The following is a 20,243-nucleotide window of genomic DNA, read 5'->3' as shown; positions in this document are numbered from 1 at the left end:
CCGCGGGCACGGGGCGGACACGGTTCAGGACGTGTGCCGGTGCGTCAGGAGACGTTGACCGCGCTCCAGGCCGCCGCGACGGTGGCGTACTCGGCGCTGGTGGCGCCGTAGAGGTCCTTCGCCGCGTTCAGGGTCGCGGTGCGGGCGCCCTTGTAGTCCGTGGTGGACGTCATGTAGACGGTCAGCGCCCGGTACCAGATGGCGGAGGCCTTCTTGTTGCCGATGCCGGTGACGGTGGAGCCGTTGTACGTCGGGCTGTTGTACGCGATGCCGTTGATCGTCTTGGCGCCGCTGCCCTCGCTGGCGAGGTAGAACCAGTGGTTGCCGACGCCCGAGGAGTTGTGCACGTCGAGCCGGCCGACGGACTTCGACCAGTAGTCGGCGGAGCGGCCGTCGAGGGACGGCTTGTCGAAGCGTCGCAGCCACGGAGGGGTGGACTGGTCGCTGAAGAGGTAGTCGGGGGTGTCGATCGGGTTGTTGGCGTACCACTCGACCATCGTGCCGAGGATGTCGCTGGTGGCTTCGTTCAGGCCGCCGGACTCGCCGCTGTAGCGCAGGTTGGCGGTGGCCGAGGTGACGCCGTGGGTCATCTCGTGGCCCATGGTGTCGAGGTCGACCTGCTCGGGGTCGGTGACGCCGTCGCCGTCGCCGGTCATCATGCAGAAGCAGGAGTCCGACCACTGGGCGTTGTCCCACTTGGTGCCGACGTGGACGAACACCGTGGCACCGCGGCCGTCGTTCTTGATGCCGTTGCGACCGAAGGTGCTCTTGTAGTAGTCGAACGTCTTCGCCGTGTTGGCGTGCGCGTCGACGGCGGCGGTGGCGCGGTCGGTGGAGAACTTCCGGCCGTCGCCCCAGATGTCGTCGGCGTCGGTGAACAGCGTGCCCGAAGAGCTGTTCAGGGACGAGGAGGAGACGTTGCGCGCGTCCTTGGTGGTGTGCTTGCGGGTCGGGTCGATCAGGGCGAAGGTGCCGTTGGCCTGCTGGGTGGTGTCGACGGTGATGTCACCGGTGTACTCGGAATGGCCGGTGCCGGTCGCCTCGCGCTCGGCGTGGTAGCTCTCGATCGCGGCGCCGGTGGTGGCGTCGGTCACGAACACCTCGCCGTGCGGCTGGCCCTTGTCACCCGTGCCCTGCACGGTGGTGCGCCAGGCCAGGCGCGGGGTGCCGTCGGCGGCCCACACGATCAGCTCCGGGGTGGACCTGGCATTGCCGACCAGGCCCTGCGCGTTCTTGAGGGCTCCGGCCGCGGCCCCCTTGGAATCGACGGTGGGAGCGACGGACCGGGGCGCGACCTTGTGCCCCTTGGCACGGCTGGAGGCCTTGAGCGAGCCGTCGGCCTTCTGGTGGACGACGAAGTCCCCGCCGACGACGGGCAGACCCCGGTAGGTCCGCTCGAAGCGGACGTGCTGGGTACCGTCGGCGTCGATCACGACGTCCTTGACGTGGAGCGCCTGGCCCGCCCCGAAGCCGAAGGTGTCGGCGTGCCGGGTCACGTTCGCCTCGGCCCGGGCTATCGCCGTGTCGCGGGCGGAGGTGAGGTGCTGCACAGCGTGGGGCTGCGAGTGCGCCGGTACGGCCAGCACGCCTGCGGTCATGACACCGGCGGCGACCATCGTCGAAACGGCAAGGAGGGGACGGGGCATGGGGGGTGTTTCCTTCGCTCGTCGTGGGGGTGACGACGTCCTTGGACGTTGACGCGAAGTGTTCACCGATTGGCATGTTCCTGACGTGATCCCAGGTGGGATACAACTGCGGTGCTATAGGGCGGGCGATGCCGGCCCGGCCGCTCCCCCGCCCGCACCGAGGGCGAACTCGGCCCCGCCGGCCTCCCACCAGGCCAGGTACTGCGGCCGCTGCCGCACCAAAGACAGGTAGCCGGCCAGCAGTCGCTCGCCCACCGCCTCGACGATCTGGGCCGACACCGATTCCGTGTTCCAGGCGAGCTGCAGCCGCCGGTGGAACGGCACGTCCAGGAGCGGCCGCTGGACGGTGCCGGGGGCGGGGACGTCGGCGGTCGGCCACACACCGCAGACGGCACGCCGGCCGGCGACGAGGAGCTGCGCCACCGAGAGGTCCGAGGTCACGTGTGCGATGTGCGGGGTGAACCCCGCCGACTGACAGGTGAGATGGAGGTAGGCGTGCACACCGCTCTCGTCGGCCTCCGGCATGGCCCACTCCTCGTCCCTCAGGTCGTGGAGGCCGACCGCCTCCCGGCTGGCCAGCGGGTGCTCCTCGGAGAGCAGGACGAAGACCGGCTCGCGCAGCAGCGTGCGCGTCGCCACCGACTCACCGACCGGCACGGGGAAGCCCGGGAACTCACCGAAGACCGCGATGTCGCATTTGGCCCGGCTCAGCGCCTTCACCACGGTGTGCACGGAACGGCGGGCGTCGATGGTGAGCCGGCGTTCCGGGACGAGTTCGAAGAGGGCGGAGATCAGCAACGGCACCAGGGGGCCGGCGGCTCCCCCCGCCCGCAGCGGCGCGGCGTTCTCCGCGGCCGGCTCGGCGGCCGACCGCGCGTGCTCGCGCAGCCGGTCGAAGCCGACCACGAGGTCCCGGGCGCAGCGCAGGACGTACTGGCCCTTCTCGTTCGGCGTCACCCCCTCGGCACTGCGGATGAAGAGGGGGCCGCCCAGCTCGTGCTCGATCCGCTTCAGTTGCGCGCTGGTGGCCGGCTGGGAGAGCTGCAGCCGTGCGGCGGCCCTGCGGATGCTGCCGGCTTCGGCGACGGTGAGCAGGACGCGCAGGTGCCGGAACTCGAGGTGCATGAACATTCCCCGCTCAGGGCGGAGAGCCCGTGCACCCCCCGTGACCAGCAGTACCAGCTGCCCGGGGGCATGGTGACCCAGCCTCCGACGGCCCTGCCGGGGCGGCAACCACGGGACGGCAAAATCTGCCCTGCTCAGGAGGGGAGGTTCTGCTCCGCCCAGACCACCTTGCCGGCCACCGTGCGGCACGAACCCCACCGGCGGCACAGCATGTTGATGAGCTGGAGGCCCCGGCCGCCCTCGTCGCTGAGGTCTGCGTGCTGGATCTGGGGCAGGTCCGGGCCCGTGTCCGAGACCTCCACCACCAGTCGCTCACCACGCAGCAGCCGGAGCCGACCGGGCCCGTTGCCGTAGCGCAGGGCGTTGCCGACCAGTTCGGAGACGACGAGCTCGCAGACGTCGGCGAGATCCGTCAGGTCCCACGCGGCCAGCTGGTCCGTGACCAGGCCCCGGGCGACGGACGCCGCCCGCCCCTCCTGCGGCAGCTGCCACTCACGCAGGCCGACGGGGGTGGCCGGGGCGGTCGTCGCGACGAGGAGCACGGCCTCGTCGAAACGAGCGGTGCCGGCCGGGGCGCGCTCGATCAGGCCGCCGCCCTCCAGCGCCCCGGGGGCCAGAGCGCACGCCGCCGAACGCAGCAGTTCCAACTGGTGGTCCAGGTCCGCCCGCCGGGACTTCACGAGACCGTCCGTGTACATGACCAGGCTGTCCCCCGCCCGGGCTTCCAGCCGGACCGGGTCGTACGGAATGATCCCCGCGCCGAGCGGTGCGCCGACGGGCAGGTCCACGAACCCGGCGGAGCCGCGCCCGTCGACCAGCAGGGGCGGCAGGTGCCCGGCGCTGGCCATCGTGTAGCTGGAGTCGGCCGGGTCGAAGACGGCGCAGAGGAACGTGGCGACCTGTTCGTCCTCCAGGTCGCGGGTGGCGAGGTCGAGCCGGGCCAGGACCCGCTCCGGAGCCATGTCCAAGGTCATCAGGGTGCGGGCCACCGCCCGCAGCCGCCCCATGGTCGCGGCCGCGGGCAGCCCGTGGCCCATGACGTCACCCACCATGAGGGCCGTACGCCCGCCGGGCAGGGCCATGACGTCGTACCAGTCCCCGCCCACGCCGTGGTGGGCCGTGGAGGGCGCGTACTCGGCCTGGACGCGCAGCCCCGGCGTCACCGGCGTCGCACGGGGCAGCAGCGTGCGCTGCAACGAGACGACGTGCTCGCGCTCGCGCCCGTACAGCCGGGCGTTGTCGACGTAGACGGCCGCCTGGGCGGCCAGGTGTTCCGCCAGTGCGAGGTCGGTGGCGGAGAACGGAGGTCTGCCGGCGCCGCGCACGAAGTCCACGCTGCCGAGCAGCAGCCCGCGCGCGATCAGCGGCACCGCGAGATAGCTGTGCACGCCGGCGGCACGCATCTTCGCCGCGGCGCTCTCCGTCGGCGCGACCTCGAGGAAGTCGTCCTCGCGCATCCGGCTCACCATCACGGGCTTGCCCTGACGCAGGCAGTACCGCAGGAGCAGCGTCTCGTGCGCCTCCTCCGTGCGCAGGGTGGTCTCACCCACCGGAGTGGGCTCCAGGGAGGACAGCTCCTCGATGGCGCACAAGGCCGTGGCCCGCATCAGCGGAATGCCCGTACCCGTCCACCGCGAGCCCTCGTCGCCCCGCAGGACGCTCTCCAGGATGTCGACGGCGGCCCCGTCGGCGAAGCCGGGCACGGTGAACTCGGCCAGTTCCTGGGTGGTGCGCTCCAGGTCCAGGGTGGTGCCGATCCGGGAGGCGGCGGAGTTCAGCCAGGCGAGCCGGCCGCGCGTGACGGTCCGGTCGAGGGGGACCTCGCCGGCGCTGCGGCCGAGCCGCCTGCGGGCACCGGCCGACCGGTTCGCCGCGGCCCCCCTGCCGGCCGAGGCCCGGCCGACCACGCGCCTTCTCCCCTTGCCGTCGCTCACTCTTTCGACCTCCCGACAGGAACGCGATGCCTGTTGGTGCCCAGCATGCACCTCATCCCGGCCCACCGGGCCGATGCCGGCCGCAAGCCCGGCCCGGATGTGGAACCAACCGGCTGCGGCCATGGCCCAGGACGCACGAAAGGCCGTCCTCTCGTCACGAGAGAACGGCCTCCGACCTGCGTTTCCGCATGGTCGGGACGACAGGATTTGAACCTGCGACCCCTTGACCCCCAGTCAAGTGCGCTACCAAGCTGCGCCACGTCCCGATGCACGCTGACCTGCAGGTTTCCCTCTGGCCGGACGCGCACGAGAACAATACCGCACTTCTCAGGGTGCTTGCGCGCAGCTTTTCGCGGGTGGCGTCGGGAGGGGTTTGACCTCAAGGGCGCTTGAGGTTGCAGGGTGTGGGTCATGACGCAGACGAACTCCGACACCGCGTTCCGTCACGAGGACCTGTCCGGGCTGATGAGCCTGATGACCGGCGCCGAGAAGCACGGGCCCGCCGCCACCTCCACCCTCGACGCGCTCTGGGTGCTCTACGACCGGGTGCTGCGGGTGACGCCCGGCAGTGCGGACGCCCCGGACCGGGACCGGTTCCTGCTGTCCAAGGGCCACGGCCCGATGGCGTACTACGCGATCCTCGCCGCCAAGGGCTTCTTCCCCGTGGACTGGCTGGCGGACTTCGGGTCCTTCGCGTCGCCGCTGGGGCACCATCCGGACCGGACGCTGGTGCCGGGGGTGGAGATCGCCAGCGGCTCCCTCGGGCACGGCCTGCCGCTCGCCGTCGGGCAGGCGCTGGGGCTGCGGGCCCAGGGGCTGACCGACCCGGCGGTATGGGTGCTGATCGGGGACGCCGAGCTGGACGAGGGCAGCAACCACGAGGCGCTGGCCTACGCGGGCTCCGCCGGCCTGGACCGGCTGCACACGCTGGTGATCGACAACGCCTCCGCCACCCACGGCTGGCCCGGCGGGATCGCCTCCCGCTTCACCGCGGCGGGCTGGTCGGCCGCCACCGTCGACGGCCGGGACCACGAGGCCCTGTACGCCGCCTACACCGCCCCGCACCCGGGCCGGCCGCACGTGGTCGTGGCCCGCGTCGAGCCCAAGCACTGACCGCACCGCCCCCGCACCGCCCCTCCCCCACGAACGGAAGAGTCGATCCAGATGGACACCATGCGCGAGCGGTTCGTCGCCACCACAACCCGCCTGCTCGACGAGGACCCGCGGCTGGCCGTGGTCCTCGCCGAGATCACCATGGACGGCTTCCGTCCCGCGCAGCGGGCCCACCCCGACCGGGTGGTCAACGTCGGCATCCGGGAGCAGCTGCTGGTCGGCGCGGGCGCCGGGATGGCGCTGACCGGGCTGCGGCCCGTCATCCACACCTTCGCCAGCTTCCTCGTCGAGCGCCCCTTCGAGCAGGTCAAGCTGGACCTCGGGCACCAGGGCGCGGGCGCCGTGCTGGTCAGCTCCAACGCCTCGTACGACTGGCCGGCCGGCGGGCTGACCCACATGGCGCCGGGCGACGTGGCGCTGATGGACACCCTCGACGGCTGGACCGTGCACGTGCCGGGCCACCCGGACGAGGCGGAGGCCCTGCTGCGGCGGGCGGCCGCCGCCGGGGACGACAAGGTGTACCTGCGGCTCTCGGAGCTGTCCAACGCCGCCGCCCGGCCGGTGGACGGCCGCTTCACCACGGTCCGGGAGGGCTCGGCCGGGGTCGTGCTGGCGGTCGGCCCGGTGCTGGACGACGTCCTGGCCGGGGTCGAGGGCCTGGACGTCACCGTGCTGTACGCCACCACGGTCCGGCCCTTCGACGGCGCCGCGCTGCGCGCGGCGGTGGCCCGGGGGGCCGCCCCGGACGTGGTCCTGGTCGAGCCCTACCTGGCGGGCACCTCCACCGCCGCCGCGAACGACGCGCTGGCGGACCTGCCGCACCGGGTGCTCGGCCTGGGCGTGGGCCGCGCGGAGCTGCGCCGGTACGGCACCGCCGCCGAGCACACCGCCGCGCACGGCCTGGACGCCCGCGGGCTGCGCGAGCGCATCGGGGGCTTCCTCGGCCGCGGGCGGTGAGCCGGTCTCACCCCGCCAGCCGGGCGTCCTCCCGGGCGTGGATGAGGGCCGTCACCTCGGCGGCCAGCCCCTTGATCAGCTCCAGGCCCTCGCGGCCCCAGCGCCGGGGCTCCAGGTCCACCGCGCAGACCGTGCCCAGGACGAAGCCCTGCCGGTCGGTGAGCGGCGCGCCGAGGTAGGACCGTACGCCGCTCTCCTCGACCACGGCGTTGGGCGCGAAGCGGGCGAAGTCCCGGACGTCCTCCAGGACCAGGGCCCGGCGCCGCACCACCACGTGCGGGCAGTAGCCGTGGTCCCGGGCCAGCACCCGGCCGGTGTACGCGCCGGCCGGGGCGTCCGCCCGGTGGTGCAGCCCGCCGAAGAACTGCCGCGTCTCGTCGACGAAGGCGACCGCGGCGTACGGGGTCCGCGCGGCCTCGGCGACCTTGCGCGCGAAGCCGTCCAGTTCGGGGTCGGGCCGCTCGCCCAGGCCCAGTTCCCGCAGCCGGACGGCCCGGGCGGGCGCCTCCCGGTCCACGGGGGTGAGCAGCAGGTGGCCGGTGGACTCGTAGTACGTCATGGCGGTTCCCCCTCGGTGGTGGTGGTCGCGGGCGCCGACAGCAGGTGCTGGACCAGCGCCGCGAGCGTGCGCGTACCGGAGCGCGGGAGGCGGGCGTCGCAGCGTACGACCGGGACGTCGGGGCCGAGCCCGACCGCCTCGCGCACCTCGGACGGCGTGTAGCGGTGGCCGCCGTCGAACTCGTTGACGGCGACGATGAACCCGATGCCCCGCCGCTCGAAGAAGTCGACCGCCGGGAAGCAGTCGGCGAGCCGCCGGGTGTCGGCCAGCACCACGGCGCCCAGCGCGCCGGCGCACAGCTCCTCCCACAGGAACCAGAAGCGCTCCTGGCCGGGCGTGCCGAACAGGTAGAGGACGTGCCGGCCGTCCAGGGTGATCCGGCCGAAGTCCAGGGCGACGGTGGTGGCGGTCTTCTCCTCGATCCCGGTGACCGGGTCGGTGGGCTCGCTGAGCCCGGTGAGCAGTTCCTCCGTGCTCAGCGGCTCGATCTCGCTGACCGAGCCGACGAAGGTGGTCTTGCCGGCTCCGAAGCCGCCCGCCACCAGGATCTTCAAGGTGGCGGGGGGCGACTCACAGTCTTCTACGCAGTCCATCGAGCACCGCCCGCAGCAGGGTCTGGTCGTCGGCCCGGCCGCCGCTGCCGGGGAAGCGCGGGGCGCACGCGGTCACGGCCCCGGACTCCAGCAGGTCGGCCAGCAGTACCTTGGTCACCACCGCGGGCAGCCGCAGCTGCGCCGCGATCTCCGCCACCGACACCGGCCCGGCGGCCGCCGCGCACAGCCGCAGCGCGAGGGCGTGGTCCGGTCCCAGCCACTCCCCCGGCCGGCGTCCCGTCGCGGTGACGAGGGAGAGCAGGTCCAGTGGGGTGCTCGGCCGGGTGCGCCCGCCGCTGGCGGTGTACGGGCGCATCAGCCGGCCGGCCCGGTCGTCGAACCACGGCGGGTCCTCCGGCGCGGCCCCCCGGCCCGGCGGCCGGGGCCGCCAGGCGGGGGTGGCCGCCCTCACCGGTCCGGGACGGCGGGTACGGCCGCCACGACGCGCGGGTCCGGGACCCCGGCGGCGGGCCGGCGGGGCGGGGCGGCCAGGTAGGGCCGCACGCTCTTGACGAGCATGGCCATCTCGTAGCCCAGCACCCCCGCGTCGGCCTCCCGGTCGGCGAGCACGGCCAGGCAGGTCCCGGAGCCGGCGGCGGAGACGAACACCAGGGCCGAGTCCAGCTCGACCACCACCTGCCGGACCTCCGCGCCCTCCGCGAACCGGGCCCCGGCACTGCGGCCCAGCGAGTAGAGGCCGGAGGCGAGGGCGGCCATGTGGTCGGCGCCGTCCGGGTCGAGCCCGTGCACGCAGGTGACCAGGCCGTCGGCGGTGAGCAGGACCGCGCTGCGGGTGTACGGCACGCGCTGCACCAGTCCGCCGAGCAGCCAGTCGAGTTCGGAGAGCTGGGTGGTCTTCACGTCGCCGGACATGGGGGTGTGCTCCTTGGTGTGGTGGTTCACGGGGATTCCTCCGCGGCGGCCTGGGCGAGGCCGAAGCCGCGCCGGAAGGCCGCCATGAGTCCGGGGTCGGGTACCGGTTCCTCCTCCTCGGCCGCGCGTCGCACGGGGGCCGCGGGGAGGTCCCGGAGCTGGGGGGCGAGGTGCTGCTGGGCCCGCCGCTTGGGCAAGGGGGGCCGGGCCGGGTCCTCGTCCGGCGGCTCGGCCGTGGTGGCGACCGGGCCGGCGGGGCGGGGTACCAGGGCCCAGGCGGGGGTGTGGGCGGGGGTGTGGGCGGGGGCGGGCGGGCGTACCGGGGCGGGGATCCGCAGGGCGGCCGGTTCGAGGGGCGGCAGCGCGGGGCCGGCGCCGGTACCGGTGGTGGTGGGGCGGCGGGTGGCCGTGGTGGGGGGCGGGGGTGCGGGCGCCTCCGGCGCGGGGGGCCGGGGGGCGGGCGGCTGCGGTGCGGGGCCCGGACCCTGGTCCGTCCCGGCCGCGGTCGCCGCGGTGGCGACCGTGCGGCCCGTCGCGCCGGTCGGGGCGGACACGGCGGTGGCTGTCGTCGGGGCGGTGGCCGACCGGACCGCGGGGATCGGTGCGACCGTGGGGAACGGCACGGTCTCCGGTGCCTGGTCCGGCACCTCGCCGAGGAGGTCCTGGGGCAGCACGAGGACCGCCAGCACGCCCCCGTAGATGTTCGACTTGAGCTCGACGGCGATGCCGTGCCGGCGGGCCAGCGCGGAGACCACGAAGAGGCCGATCCGGCCGTCCGCGAGCATGTGCCGGACGCTGATCCGGTCCGGGTCGACCAGCAGGGAGTTCATCCGGTGCTGTTCCTCCGGGGGCATGCCCAGGCCCCGGTCCTCCACCTCGATGGCGATGCCCGCGGTGACGCGTTCGGCGCGCAGCACCACGTCGGTGTCGGGGGGCGAGAACACCGTGGCGTTCTCCACCAGTTCGGCCAGCAGGTGCACCACGTCGGCGACCGCGTGCCCGCGGACCCCGCCGCCGGCCGGCGGGACCACCTTCACGCGCGTGTACTGCTCCACCTCGGCCACCGCGGAGCGCAGCACCTCGCTGATGCCGATGGGCCGGGTCCACTGCCGCCGGGAGGCGGCGCCGCCCAGCACGGCCAGGTTCTCGGCGTGCCGGCGGATGCGGGTGGCGAGGTGGTCGACGTGGAAGAGCTCCTTGAGCAGGTCGGGGTCCTCGATGGTGTCCTCGAGGCCGTCCAGGAGCTGGATCTCCCGGTGGACGAGGGACTGGAGGCGGCGGGCGAGGTTGACGAACACCTCGACCTTCTGGTCGCTGTCGGACGGCCCGGCCGTACCGGCGGTCCGGACCAGCGCGGCGTGCGCCTGCTCCCGGGCCTGGCGCAACTCCTCGGCGAGCACCTGGAACTCGTCCGCGCCGGGGCCCGGGCCGGGGGCCGGTCCGGCACCGCGCCGCTCGGGGACGCTCTCGCCGCGCTCCAGCCGGTCGAGTACGGAGCGCAGCTCCTGCTGTCCCCGGACGCTGGAACGGCGCAGCGCCTCGCAGCGGTCGCGCACGGTCCGCGCGGCGCGCTGGGCGCCGAGCAGGGCCGCGGCCAGCGCCCCGGCGAAGAGCAGCGCGCAGCCGGCCAGCACCAGCCAGAGCCGCCCGTCGGGGCGGCCGTCCAACTGGAGGGTGAAGAGCACGGCGGCCGCGCCGATCAACCCGGCGGCGACGGTGGGCAGGACGGCGGCCCGGATGAGCTGGGGCCGTATCTGCCGGGCCGTGCCGGCCGGGGCCGGGCGGGCGGCGGTGTGGCGGGGCGAGTGGTGGCGGGGGGCGGTCCGGGCCCGTCTGCCGGTCTCTCGGCGGTCGGGGCGGGCCGCTGGTTCGCGCAGTCCGGACATCGGCGTCCTCGGTACGTGTGGCCCGGACCGCGGGGGCCCGGCGTTGATCACCGATGAACCACGCTAGACCGGTCGCTCGGCCCTGGGACGGGCAGTTGCCGAACTTCACCGGCCTGCTTCCCGCCCTGGTGGGAGCGCTCGCACGACAGCCCGAATGCGCCGGGGGCCGGCGGGGGCGGGTGTCCGGTCAGTCGACGAGGATCCCGCCGACGCGCTCGATGGCGGCGAGGGTTTCCGCGCCGAAGCCGCAGGTGCGGGAGAACCGGGTGCCCTTGAGGCGGTCGGTGAGGACGGTGCGGGAGAGTTCTACGCCGGTCCGGAAGTCCCGGATCCAGAGCTCGCCCATCCGCGTCACGATCGCGAGCCGGGTGCCGGCGGGGTCGGCCCAGAGGGCCTGGGTGCCGGTGGGGACTTCGGGGATCTCCCACAGGGCCTGCGGGTCGCCCTCGGTCGTGTCCCACACGATGAGCCGCCGGTCCGCCGCGAGGGCCGCGAGTCCGGCGGCGGAGCGGTAGGCGACGGCTTCGGCCGCGGTCCACTCGCTGCCCGGAACCGGCAGACCATCACCGTCGAGCAGGAAGTCCAGGCTGGTCAGGTCTACGGCCGCCACCAGGCGGGTGTCGAGCACAAGGGCTTGGGTGTCGCCCGAGGAGAGCCAGTGTTGCACGTCGACGGTCGGGGCGTGGGACGTGGCTCCGAGGACTTCCCAACCGTCTTCTGCACCGTCGGAAGGGACCAGGATGCGGGTGTGGGTCCTGCCGTTCGTCAGGAGGGCGATCCCTGCGGGGGTTCCGCACTGAGCGTATGAGGTAGACGACTTCAGGTTCGGGAACCGAATGGACACCAGGACCTGGCCGTCGGTGGGGTCCCTCAACGTCAGCATCCCTTCGGCGACGTCGGCGTCCCCCAGGACCAGGCGGCCCCGCCACCTGAGCGGACGGTGGAACTGACCTGCCTGCACGTCTCCCGCCGGGGAGCCGGTGGTCGCGTCGAAGAGCCGACCACCGTGTTCGCCGAACGCCCAGTACCTCTCGTCGTCCCACTGGCTGATCGAGACGTACGTTCCGAGCCCTTCAGTGGACGGCCTGACCGGCGCTCCGTCGACCCGCCCGTCCGGCCACAGGAGCATCCCGTCAGCTCCTCCCGTCACCACCGCGCCACTGGGGTGGAGCAGACCGGAGCTGAGCTGCCAGCCGTCTTCGAGCAGACTCCCGTCCCCCAGCGCGGCGCCCGTCAGGTCCGCCCGTGACAGGGCGACTCCCTGAAGGTTCGCCCCGGCCAGCCGGGCACCCCGTAGGTCCGCCCGCGCCAGCGAAACCGGCCCGGGTCGGCCGGCCGTGAGGAATCCGCTGAGGTCCACTCCGGCAAGTCGGGCCGCCCACAGGTCATCCCCACAATCCACCAGCAGGGCCAAGCAGTTGCCCGCCACCAGCCCCGTGTCCGCATCCGTGGCAGCCGTCTGGCGGGCCAGGTCGAGGAGGCGGACCCGGCGGTCGGGGCGCTCGCGGACCATGGTCGCGAGGAACTGGTACACGGCTTCGTTGCGCTCCAGCGCGCCGAAGGTCCTGGCCAGGGTCTCCACCGGCTCCGCGCTGAGCTTCCCGAGCGAGGGCAGCGTGCCGTCCTCCGCCCGGGCGGCGAAGTACTCGGACCAGCTCCGGTCCCGGCCCCCGCCCAGGACCGCCGGCAGGGCCTTCAGGAAGTCCCCCGCCAGCAACCCCAGTTCCGCCGCGAACTTGAACGCCACCAGGAACTCCAGCAGCGACTTGTGGGACGGGCCGTAGTCGCCCTCGGCGTCGCGGACCAGCATGCCCTGGTTGCGCATGTCCTGTTCCCAGTAGTCCAGGTCCTTCTCGTGCCGGACCACCGAGCCGAAGCAGGACCGCAACCGGTCCGGGAAGTCGCGGTAGTTGAGGCTGAGGCGGTTGGTGGACAGCATCTCCCAGGCCACCTCGCACAGGAAGAACAACTTGTCCGCCCGGGAGGTGAAGGTGCGCTCGGCGGTGACGTCCCGGTCCATCTTGCGCTGGACGGCGTACAGGTAGATGCGGGCCAGGTCGATCTCGGCGCCCCGCTCGATCTCCGGCAGGGCGTCCAGGACCAGTTCGGTCATGACGGGGCGGCCCATCAGCTCGCGGACCCCGTCGTGGGCCATCAGCAGGCGGATCTTGTCCTCGGCCAGGTCGTGCCGGAGCATCCGTTCGATCTGCTCGTCGTCGAAGCGGACCAGTTCCACGATGTCGAAGGTCGGGCCGTTGGCCGGCACCGCGGCGGCCGAGGCGCTGACCTTGGCGCCGAAGAGGTTGCGCGCCTCCTGGGCGTTGCGGAAGTGCTCCTTGCGGCTGCTGAGCAGCACCTTCGCACCCGGTTCGACGGCCTTGGCCAGTTCCCAGAAGTTGGCGACGACCGTGTTGCGGTCGGCGCGGGCGGCCATCTCGTCGAAGCCGTCGAAGATCAGCAGCAGCCGGCCCATGCGGTTGAGGACCCGGAAGACGTCGTAGTTGCGCAGGTTGATCCGGTGCTTGTTGAAGAAGAACTCCGAGAGCAGCCCCTCGACGGTGGTCTGCTTGGCGTAGTCGCGCAGCGGGATGAGCAGCGGGATCCGGGGGCGGGGCACGCCACGGCCCTTGGCCTCGCGCCAGCCCTGGGCCAGCCGGCCGGCCAGGTGCAGGGCGAACCACGACTTGCCCATGCCGAACTCGGCGAGCACCGACAGGTGCCGCTTGGCGGGTTCCTCCAGCCAGCCGGCGACGTAGTCGTCCAGGCCGCCCGCCCGCCAGTGGTAGAGGCTGGTGTCGAGGGTCCGCTGGGTGGCGGGGTCGATCTCGTCCTTGCGGCAGGAGACGGGGACGTAGCGGGTGTCGATGCCGCGCCGCCGGACCTCCTCCTCGACCCAGGCGACGTAGCGGTCGAAGTCGGCCTCCAGGTCGATCAGTTCGTCGAAGGAGTAGCAGAAGAGCACGTCCCCGCTGTCCGCGGCGCGGCGCCGGGCGGCCTCGCTGACCCGCAGCCGGGCCAGCCCCCAGCCTTCCGCGGCCCCCTCCTCCTTCACCAGCTCGGAGAGCAACCGGAGCTGGTACGGGGCGAGTTCGTCCTCCACGCAGAGCATGACGGTGCGGTCGAAGCGGCCGGGCCGGCGCTGCGGGATGTCCACGAGCATGGCGACGTGGCCGCCCGGCACCTCCCAGACCCGCCGGACCTCGTAGCCGACGGCGCCGAACCACTCCCGGACGTCCTCCATGAGCCGCTGGGCGGGCGTGAGTTCGGCCCGTCCCGGCTCGGTGCGGGCGCGGTGGTTCTCCTCCTCGTCCCGGATCCGGCCGATCTCCGCCGCGAGGGCGTCCACCTTCTGTTCGAGACGGGTCTCGTGCGGGGCGCGGCTGCGGTCGACCAGCTCGTGGAAGGTGGTGACGAAGCCGTCGAGGTGCTCCTCGAAGCCGTGGTCGAAGTGGCCGAACTCACCGGTCTCACGGTTGCGGGCGAGCGCTTCGGCGGCCTCGTCGCGCAGCCGCGCCCAGTCGTCGGCCCGGGAGAAGGAGCGCTGGAAGGCGGCCTGCACGTGTTCGTCGCGGAAGAAGGCGAGGACGGCGGGGGCACGGTCGGAGCAGTACTCGATCAGGGCGCGCGCGTAGAGGTGGTCGAAGTCCTGGCGGGGCACCTTGCCGTCGAGCTTCAGCGCCTTGAGGCCCCGCAGGACCCGCTCGCGCCGCTGGGCCGCGTCGCTCAGCGGCTGCGCGAGCGCCTTCCCGACGATTCCGGCCGCCGCCGTCACGATCTCCATCGGCATGTCCGCCCCCGCACTCCGTCGTGCTCCCCTGCCCGTGACGACCCTAGCGGCGGGGGCCCGGCCGGTGCAGGCGTTCCGGCCAGGGGCCCCGTGCGGCCCGGGGGCCGACCGGCGCCGCCCGGACCCGGGGCGCCGGGCTCAGCGCTGCGGCCCGGCCGGCACGGTGACCCCCGTGACGATCACCCCGTACCGGCTGAGCCACCGTCCGACCAGCGGGTCCGGCCGGGGGCCGAGGGCCGCGGGGCCCTCGGCCAGCAGCCGGGCGGTGAAGCGGCCGGTCTCCGGTTCGATGGCCACCACGGCCTCGTCGAAGTCCAGTTCGCGCCGGGTGAGCGGGTACCAGGTCTTGAAGACGCTCTCCTTGGCGCTGAACAGCACCCGGTCCCAGTTCACGTCCGGCCGCCGGGCGGCGAGCGCGGCGACGGCCCGCCGTTCCTGGGGCAGGGCGATCGTGCCGAGCACCCCGCCGCCCAGCGGCCGGTCCGGTTCGGCGTCGATGCCCAGGGACACCACGTCCGAGGCCCGGGCCACCGCCGCGGCCCGGTAGCCGGCGGTGTGGGTCATGCTGCCCACCACCCCGCGGGGCCACTGCGGGGCCCCGCGGCCGTCCGGCACCAGCGGTTCGTACGGCAGGCCCAGCCGCGCCAGGGCGCGGCGGGCGCAGAGCCGTACGGTGGCGAACTCCCGCCGCCGCTCGGGTACCGACCGGGCGACCACCGCCGCCTCCACGGGGTGCAGCGGGGCGGCGACCCGGTCGTCGAAGGCGTCGGCCGCGGCGACCGGCCCGGTCACCAGGCTCTCGATCACCGGGCGCCCACGGGCGTCACGGCGCGGCGGGCGGCGCCGTCCCGGATGGCGAGCAGGGCCAGTCCGCCGGTCAGGCCGCAGCCGGCCATGAAGAACCAGGTGGTGTGGAAGGCGTCCAGGTCGGGGCGGGCCCCGAGGACGGCCGCCACGACGGCCGCGCCCAGGGCGAGGCCGATCTGGCGGCACATGGAGACCATCGCGGTGCCGGTGGCGAAGCGCTCCGGCGGCAGCGGCAGGGTGGCCGCGCCCGACAGGCTGGGCAGGGCCAGTCCGGAGCCGATGCCCGCGATGATGCCGGCCGGCAGGAAGGTGCTCGCGTAGGCCGCGTCCGCGGCGGTGGCGGTCGCCCACATGACGCCGCCGACGGCGAAGAGCACGCTGCCGGCGAACCCCACGACCCAGTTCCCGTACTTGGTGGCCAGCAGGCCGCCCGGGACGGCGCAGACGGCCGCCATGAGCGGTCCGGGGGCGATCTCCAGGCCGGCCCGGAGCACCGAGTGGTGCCACACGCCGGTGAGGAAGAGCACCGAGCCGAGGATCATGGCGCCGAAGCCGGCGAAGAACAGGAACGTGGCGAGGTTGGCCAGGGACACCGCCCGGATCCGCACGATCGCCGGCTCGATGACGGGGGCCGGGTGCCGCAGCGCCCGGACCACGCTGAAGGCCGTGCCCAGCGCGCCCAGCGCGAACATGCCGAGGATCCGCCCGCTGGTCCAGCCCCAGCTCTCGCCCTGCACGATACCGAGCACCAGGGCGCCCACCGTCACCCCGAGCGCGAGCGCGCCCAGGACGTCGGGGGCGGTGCCGGACTCCTCCCGGATCTCGCGCAGCGCCCAGCCGCCGACCAGGACGGCGGCCGCGCCGATGGGCAGGTTGACGAGGAACACCCACTCCCAGCCGGCCTGGACGAGCAGTCCGCCGATGGGCGGGCCGAGCGCCGCGGCGGCGCCGCCCATCGCGGACCAGAGGCCGACCGCCGCGCCCCGGCGCTCCGGGGGGAACATCGGCAGCAGCAGGCCCAGCGAGCTGGGCAGCATCAGGCCGCCGCCGACGGCCTGGAGGGTGCGGGCCGCCACCAGCGCCCCCAGCGAGGGCGCGGCGGCGCAGGCGGCGGAGGCCACGGTGAAGAGCACCAGGCCGGCCAGGAAGGCGCGCTTGCGCCCCGACTGGTCGGCCCACCGCCCGGCCGGGGCGAGGAAGGCCGCGAAGGTGATCGCGTACGCGCTCAGCACCCAGGACAAGCCGCTCAGGTCGGCCGAGGGGAAGGACTCGGCCAGGTCGGGGAAGGCGATGTTGACGATGAACAGGTCGAGGGAGGAGACGAAGACGCCGGTCAGGACGACGGCGATGCTCCACCCCCGCCGGGACGCCGGCCCGCCGGTGGCGGTGGTCATGCTGCCCACTTCCTCTCGGTACGCGCGTACCTCCCGGTCCACGCCCGCCCGCCGCGCGGGGCGGCGGGTACGGGCCGCCGGGTCGCGGCGCTCATCGGGCCTGCGGGTCGCTGGGACGCCCGGAGGCGAGGTGGTCGGCGACCACCCTGGCCCACTGGCCGTAGCCGTAGGACGAGGGGTGGAACCTGTCCCGGGCGAAGAAGTCCCCGGTGATGCTCATGACGCCGGTGGAGTTGACCCACGTCGCCCACGGCCGCTCGGCGCAGACCTCCCGGGAGGCCGCGTCGACCGCCGCCGCCCGCTCGGCGCAGTAGCGGTTGAGCGGAGCGGGCAGCGAGGGGAAGGACTCGAAGGGCGGGATGCCGACCACCACGACGTGCCCGGCCCGGTTCGCCAGGTCGTCGACGATCGCCGTCAGGTCCTCGGCCCATTCGGCCGGCTCCCGCCGGGCCAGCACGTCGTTGGACCCGGCGAGCAGCACGGCCACGTCGTACCCCTCCCCCAGCTGCGGCAGCAGCTTGTGGCGGACCCGGCGGCCGGTGGCCCCGTGCTGGCCGACCACGTCCCAGGTGACGGGGCAGCCGTGCTCGACGGCCAGAGCGCGGGCGAGGCTGCCGGGGAAGCCCTCCTCGTGGGTGGCGACCCCGCAGCCGGCGGCGGTGGACTCGCCGAGGACGGCGATCCGCATGGGGGTGCCGGCGGCCTCCGGGGCGACGGTCCCGGTGCCGGGTCCGTCGGCCGGCGGCAGTACCTCGGTGGTGGCGCGGACCCAGAGGCCCTGGACCGCGATCAGGGGCAGCAGGAGGGGGTTCACCCGCGCACCCCCTCGACCACGGCGACGCGGTTGCGCAGCTCGATGCGGGCGAAGTCCTCGGGGACGTTCACCACGATCCGGCTGCGGGCCCGCTGCGGGGCCGGGTCCGAGACGTGCAGGTCGCACTGGCCCAGCACCTCGCGGATCATGGCCTTCATCTCGAGCAGGGCGATGCGGTCGCCCAGGCAGCGGATCCGGCCGCCGCCGAACGGGATCCAGGAGTACGTGCCCGGCTTGGTGTCGAGGAACCGCTCGGGCCGGAAGACGTCGGGGTCCTCGTAGTGGGCCGGGTCGCGGTTGAGCAGGAAGGCGCTGGCCCACAGGTGCTGGCCCGGCTCGTACCGCACGCCGCCGATCTCGATCGGCTTCTTCACCTCGCGGACGATGATGTTCGGGATCGAGGGGCGCAGTCGCAGCACCTCGTGGACGACCGCGGTGAGGTAGGCGTCCTCGCCGCGGGCCATCTCCTCGCGCAGCCGGTCGGTGACGGCGCGGTCGCGGGCCAGGTAGACGAACGCCCAGGCGATGGCCGCGGCGGTGGTCTCGGTACCGGCGAGGAAGATGGTGGCCAGTTCGTCGCGGATCTCCCGGTCGGTCAGCGGCCGGCCGTCCGGATGGGTCGTCTCCAGCAGTTCGGAGAGCAGGTCGTCGCCCCGGTAGTCGGAGGCGCGGCGCTCCCGGATGGTCGCGTAGGTGAGGGCGTCGGCCTGGTCGCGCAGCTTGAGGAAGCGCTCCAGCCCCAGCGGGCGGATCAGGCGGAGCAGCTTGACCAGCCGGGAGGGCATCTTGTGCAGCAGCATCGGCGAGACGGGGCCGTTGTTGAACTTCATCATCTCCAGCAGGAGGCCGTGCAGCCGGTCCCACCCCGTCGGCGCCTGCGGGCCGTACAGCACCTCGCGGATGACGTGCATCGTGAAGCTGTGGATGTACGAGTGCAGTTCGACGGCGGTGCCGCGCGGCCAGGTGGCGACGCCCTCCTTGGCCATCGTGGTGATGGACTCGGCGATCCGCTCCAGGGCGGCGCCGTGGTAGCTGGGCATCATCGCCTTGCGGCGGGCCTTGTGGGCGTCCTCGTCCAGCCAGGCCAGGCCGGACTGGCCGGTGTACTTCTCGATGGTGGCGGAGCCGTTGCCGGTGTGCAGGACGTCGGCGGGCGCGGTGAACATCGCCTTGACGTCCTCGGGGGTGGTCAGCACGTACACCGGGCGGGGAGGGAGCCGGATGCTGACCTGGAAGCGGGGGCCGTACTCCTTGCGGCACTCCTCGATGAACGGCTGCGGCCGGGTCCAGTAGTTGAACAGCTGGACGATCGCGTGCTTCTTGGAGCCCGGCAGCGCGGTGGCCGGGATGGTCGTGCTGGTCGCCGCGGCGCCGTGGTCGACGGGGCAGCGGGCCGGCTGGGCGGCCTCGGGGTTGGTCATGTCCGACCTCTCTGGGGTGGGTGTACGGGGTGAACTGGGCTTCTCGGTGGCCCTGTCGGGGGTCACCGCTGCTGCTCCGGGTCGGGTCCGGCCCAGCCGAGCCATTCGCGGGTGGCGCCGGCGGTGGCCGCCGCCGCTCCTTCGATGAGGGCGAAGTGGTCGGCGGCGAGCTTCACTTCGGAGTCGGCCACGCTCCAGGACGGCCAGGTGTCGGCGTCCAGCGGCACGTCCGCGCGGATCATCAGGCTGCGGGTGGCGACCGGGACCGGGGTGTGCGCGGCCAGCAGCCGCATGTAGGCGCCCATGGTCAGCCACTCGGCGTCGCCGATGGCCCCGGCCCGGGGCTCGCGGCCGAGGATCTGGGTCATCACCGAGGTGAAGACCGCGTTGGACTCCTCCTCGGTGGCCGGCAGCGGCGTGTCGATCAGGACCACGCCGGCCGGCCGCACCCCGGCCGCCTCGAAGCGGGCGGCGAGGGAGTGCGCGAGGACCCCGCCGGTCGAGTAGCCGACCAGCACGAACGGTGCGTCGCCGACGGCCCGGGTGATGGACCCGGCCAGCACCTCGACGGCCGCGTCCCAGCTGCCGGGCGCGGGCTCGTCGTCCCGGAATCCAGGCAACGTGCAGGCGTAGACGTCCCGTTCGCCGCCGAAGGCGTCGGCGAACCGCATGAACTGTGCGGGGCTGGAGCCGACCACGAAGGACGGCACGCAGACCACCTTGACCCGCTCGTCGCCGGCGGCCAGCCGGACGACGTACTCGTCCCCGGCCAGGTCGGCCGCGGACTCGAAGGCGGGCCGGAACCGGGCCGCGCCCGTCAGGAGCGGCACGGCCTCGGCGATCGAGCCGGCCGCGTGCGCGTGCCGCAGCAGCGCCCCGAGCGTGCCGCCCTCCTCCTGGGGACGCGCCACCTCCTGCGGTACGTCCGCTCCGGCGAACTCGCCTGCCTCGTCCAGGAGATGACGGGCGATGGCAGCGGGGGTGGGGTGGTCGAAGACCAGGGTGGTGGGCAGCCGCAGGCCGGAGGCCTGGGTCAGCCGGTTGCGCAGTTCCACCGCGCCGAGCGAGTCGATGCCCAGCTCGCGGAAGCCCCGCTCGGCGTCCACCGCCGAGGCGACGGCATGGCCCAGCACGGCCGCGACCTCGGCCACCACGACCTCGAGGACGACCTGTTCGCGGTCCCCCTCGGCAACCCCCGCCAGGCGCTGGACCAGCGATCCGGCCGTCGCGTCCGCCTGGCGCGCCTGGGCGCGGACCAGGCCGCGGAAGAGCGGCGGGAGCATGCCCGAGCGGGCCTGTCCCCGCAGCACGCCCAGGTCCAGCAGGACCGGGAC

16 protein-coding genes and 1 tRNA gene are annotated in these 20,243 nt (G+C 73.9%); 2 read left to right on the top strand and 15 right to left on the bottom strand.

Annotated features, from left to right (window positions below; translation table 11 throughout):
* Window positions 1-44 precede the first annotated feature (44 nt).
* From AB0O40_RS08330 to AB0O40_RS08315, 4 genes are all read right to left on the bottom strand, one after another.
* Window positions 45-1,646: a M4 family metallopeptidase gene (locus tag AB0O40_RS08330; protein WP_365036971.1), complete on the bottom strand. Its 1,602-nt coding sequence runs from the start codon at window positions 1,644-1,646 to the stop codon at window positions 45-47.
* 114 nt (window positions 1,647-1,760) lie between these two features.
* Window positions 1,761-2,771, bottom strand: a complete 1,011-nt coding sequence (locus AB0O40_RS08325; RefSeq protein WP_365036969.1) for a LysR family transcriptional regulator — start codon at window positions 2,769-2,771, stop codon at window positions 1,761-1,763.
* A 134-nt stretch (window positions 2,772-2,905) separates the two neighbouring features.
* A complete protein-coding gene (locus AB0O40_RS08320) occupies window positions 2,906-4,705 on the bottom strand; it encodes a SpoIIE family protein phosphatase (RefSeq protein ID WP_365036967.1) in 1,800 nt (599 codons plus the stop codon).
* A 189-nt stretch (window positions 4,706-4,894) separates the two neighbouring features.
* Window positions 4,895-4,971 (bottom strand) — tRNA-Pro (locus AB0O40_RS08315).
* Between the two features lie 145 nt (window positions 4,972-5,116).
* Between AB0O40_RS08315 and AB0O40_RS08310 the strand changes: the two genes are divergently transcribed.
* Together AB0O40_RS08310 and AB0O40_RS08305 are read left to right on the top strand one after the other, a co-directional pair.
* Window positions 5,117-5,818 (top strand): transketolase, encoded by a 702-nt coding sequence (locus AB0O40_RS08310; protein ID WP_365036965.1) that lies wholly within the window; start codon window positions 5,117-5,119, stop codon window positions 5,816-5,818.
* Window positions 5,819-5,869: 51 nt separating this feature from the next.
* Window positions 5,870-6,775 (top strand): transketolase, encoded by a 906-nt coding sequence (locus AB0O40_RS08305; protein WP_365036963.1) that lies wholly within the window; start codon window positions 5,870-5,872, stop codon window positions 6,773-6,775.
* Between the two features lie 7 nt (window positions 6,776-6,782).
* Here the strand turns inward: AB0O40_RS08305 and AB0O40_RS08300 are convergent, their stop codons facing one another.
* The 11 genes from AB0O40_RS08300 to AB0O40_RS08250 form a co-directional block, all read right to left on the bottom strand.
* Window positions 6,783-7,334 (bottom strand): GAF domain-containing protein, encoded by a 552-nt coding sequence (locus AB0O40_RS08300; RefSeq protein WP_365036961.1) that lies wholly within the window; start codon window positions 7,332-7,334, stop codon window positions 6,783-6,785.
* On the bottom strand, window positions 7,331-7,927 hold the full coding sequence (locus AB0O40_RS08295) for an ATP/GTP-binding protein (RefSeq protein ID WP_365036959.1): 597 nt from the start codon (window positions 7,925-7,927) through the stop codon (window positions 7,331-7,333). The genes AB0O40_RS08300 and AB0O40_RS08295 overlap by 4 nt, the downstream gene beginning before the upstream one ends.
* Window positions 7,905-8,243 (bottom strand): DUF742 domain-containing protein, encoded by a 339-nt coding sequence (locus AB0O40_RS08290; RefSeq protein WP_365037093.1) that lies wholly within the window; start codon window positions 8,241-8,243, stop codon window positions 7,905-7,907. Before AB0O40_RS08290 ends, AB0O40_RS08295 begins: the two co-directional genes overlap by 23 nt.
* Window positions 8,244-8,335: 92 nt before the next feature.
* Window positions 8,336-8,800: a roadblock/LC7 domain-containing protein gene (locus AB0O40_RS08285; protein ID WP_365037091.1), complete on the bottom strand. Its 465-nt coding sequence runs from the start codon at window positions 8,798-8,800 to the stop codon at window positions 8,336-8,338.
* Between the two features lie 26 nt (window positions 8,801-8,826).
* Window positions 8,827-10,686: an ATP-binding protein gene (locus tag AB0O40_RS08280; RefSeq protein WP_365036957.1), complete on the bottom strand. Its 1,860-nt coding sequence runs from the start codon at window positions 10,684-10,686 to the stop codon at window positions 8,827-8,829.
* A 187-nt stretch (window positions 10,687-10,873) separates the two neighbouring features.
* Window positions 10,874-14,467: a pentapeptide repeat-containing protein gene (locus AB0O40_RS08275; protein ID WP_365036955.1), complete on the bottom strand. Its 3,594-nt coding sequence runs from the start codon at window positions 14,465-14,467 to the stop codon at window positions 10,874-10,876.
* A 144-nt stretch (window positions 14,468-14,611) separates the two neighbouring features.
* Complete coding sequence (locus tag AB0O40_RS08270; protein WP_365036953.1) at window positions 14,612-15,280, bottom strand: 4'-phosphopantetheinyl transferase superfamily protein; 669 nt, start codon at window positions 15,278-15,280, stop codon at window positions 14,612-14,614.
* Window positions 15,277-16,674 (bottom strand): MFS transporter, encoded by a 1,398-nt coding sequence (locus AB0O40_RS08265; protein WP_365036951.1) that lies wholly within the window; start codon window positions 16,672-16,674, stop codon window positions 15,277-15,279. The genes AB0O40_RS08270 and AB0O40_RS08265 overlap by 4 nt, the downstream gene beginning before the upstream one ends.
* Window positions 16,675-16,765: 91 nt before the next feature.
* Complete coding sequence (locus tag AB0O40_RS08260; RefSeq protein ID WP_365036949.1) at window positions 16,766-17,488, bottom strand: SGNH/GDSL hydrolase family protein; 723 nt, start codon at window positions 17,486-17,488, stop codon at window positions 16,766-16,768.
* On the bottom strand, window positions 17,485-18,909 hold the full coding sequence (locus AB0O40_RS08255) for a cytochrome P450 (protein ID WP_365036947.1): 1,425 nt from the start codon (window positions 18,907-18,909) through the stop codon (window positions 17,485-17,487). The genes AB0O40_RS08260 and AB0O40_RS08255 overlap by 4 nt, the downstream gene beginning before the upstream one ends.
* 62 nt (window positions 18,910-18,971) lie before the next feature.
* Window positions 18,972-20,243 (bottom strand): alpha/beta fold hydrolase (locus AB0O40_RS08250; RefSeq protein WP_365036945.1); only part of this gene is annotated, 1,272 nt, incomplete at its 5' end.

Origin of the sequence: Streptomyces sp. NPDC089919, assembly GCF_040684615.1 — a bacterium.
GTDB lineage: Bacteria > Actinomycetota > Actinomycetes > Streptomycetales > Streptomycetaceae > Streptomyces.
Note: the sequence above shows the minus strand (reverse complement) of the source record. Positions and strands in the feature narration are given on the sequence as shown.

Coding starts and splice junctions, on each gene's coding strand:
- AB0O40_RS08330 (WP_365036971.1), bottom strand. CDS start 1,646: ATGCCCCGTCCCCTCCTTGCCGTTTCGACGATGGTCGCCGCCGGTGTC.
- AB0O40_RS08325 (WP_365036969.1), bottom strand. CDS start 2,771: ATGCACCTCGAGTTCCGGCACCTGCGCGTCCTGCTCACCGTCGCCGAA.
- AB0O40_RS08310 (WP_365036965.1), top strand. CDS start 5,117: ATGACGCAGACGAACTCCGACACCGCGTTCCGTCACGAGGACCTGTCC.
- AB0O40_RS08305 (WP_365036963.1), top strand. CDS start 5,870: ATGGACACCATGCGCGAGCGGTTCGTCGCCACCACAACCCGCCTGCTC.
- AB0O40_RS08300 (WP_365036961.1), bottom strand. CDS start 7,334: ATGACGTACTACGAGTCCACCGGCCACCTGCTGCTCACCCCCGTGGAC.
- AB0O40_RS08295 (WP_365036959.1), bottom strand. CDS start 7,927: ATGGACTGCGTAGAAGACTGTGAGTCGCCCCCCGCCACCTTGAAGATC.
- AB0O40_RS08290 (WP_365037093.1), bottom strand. CDS start 8,243: ATGCGCCCGTACACCGCCAGCGGCGGGCGCACCCGGCCGAGCACCCCA.
- AB0O40_RS08285 (WP_365037091.1), bottom strand. CDS start 8,800: ATGTCCGGCGACGTGAAGACCACCCAGCTCTCCGAACTCGACTGGCTG.
- AB0O40_RS08280 (WP_365036957.1), bottom strand. CDS start 10,686: ATGTCCGGACTGCGCGAACCAGCGGCCCGCCCCGACCGCCGAGAGACC.
- AB0O40_RS08275 (WP_365036955.1), bottom strand. CDS start 14,467: ATGGAGATCGTGACGGCGGCGGCCGGAATCGTCGGGAAGGCGCTCGCG.
- AB0O40_RS08265 (WP_365036951.1), bottom strand. CDS start 16,674: ATGACCACCGCCACCGGCGGGCCGGCGTCCCGGCGGGGGTGGAGCATC.
- AB0O40_RS08255 (WP_365036947.1), bottom strand. CDS start 18,909: ATGACCAACCCCGAGGCCGCCCAGCCGGCCCGCTGCCCCGTCGACCAC.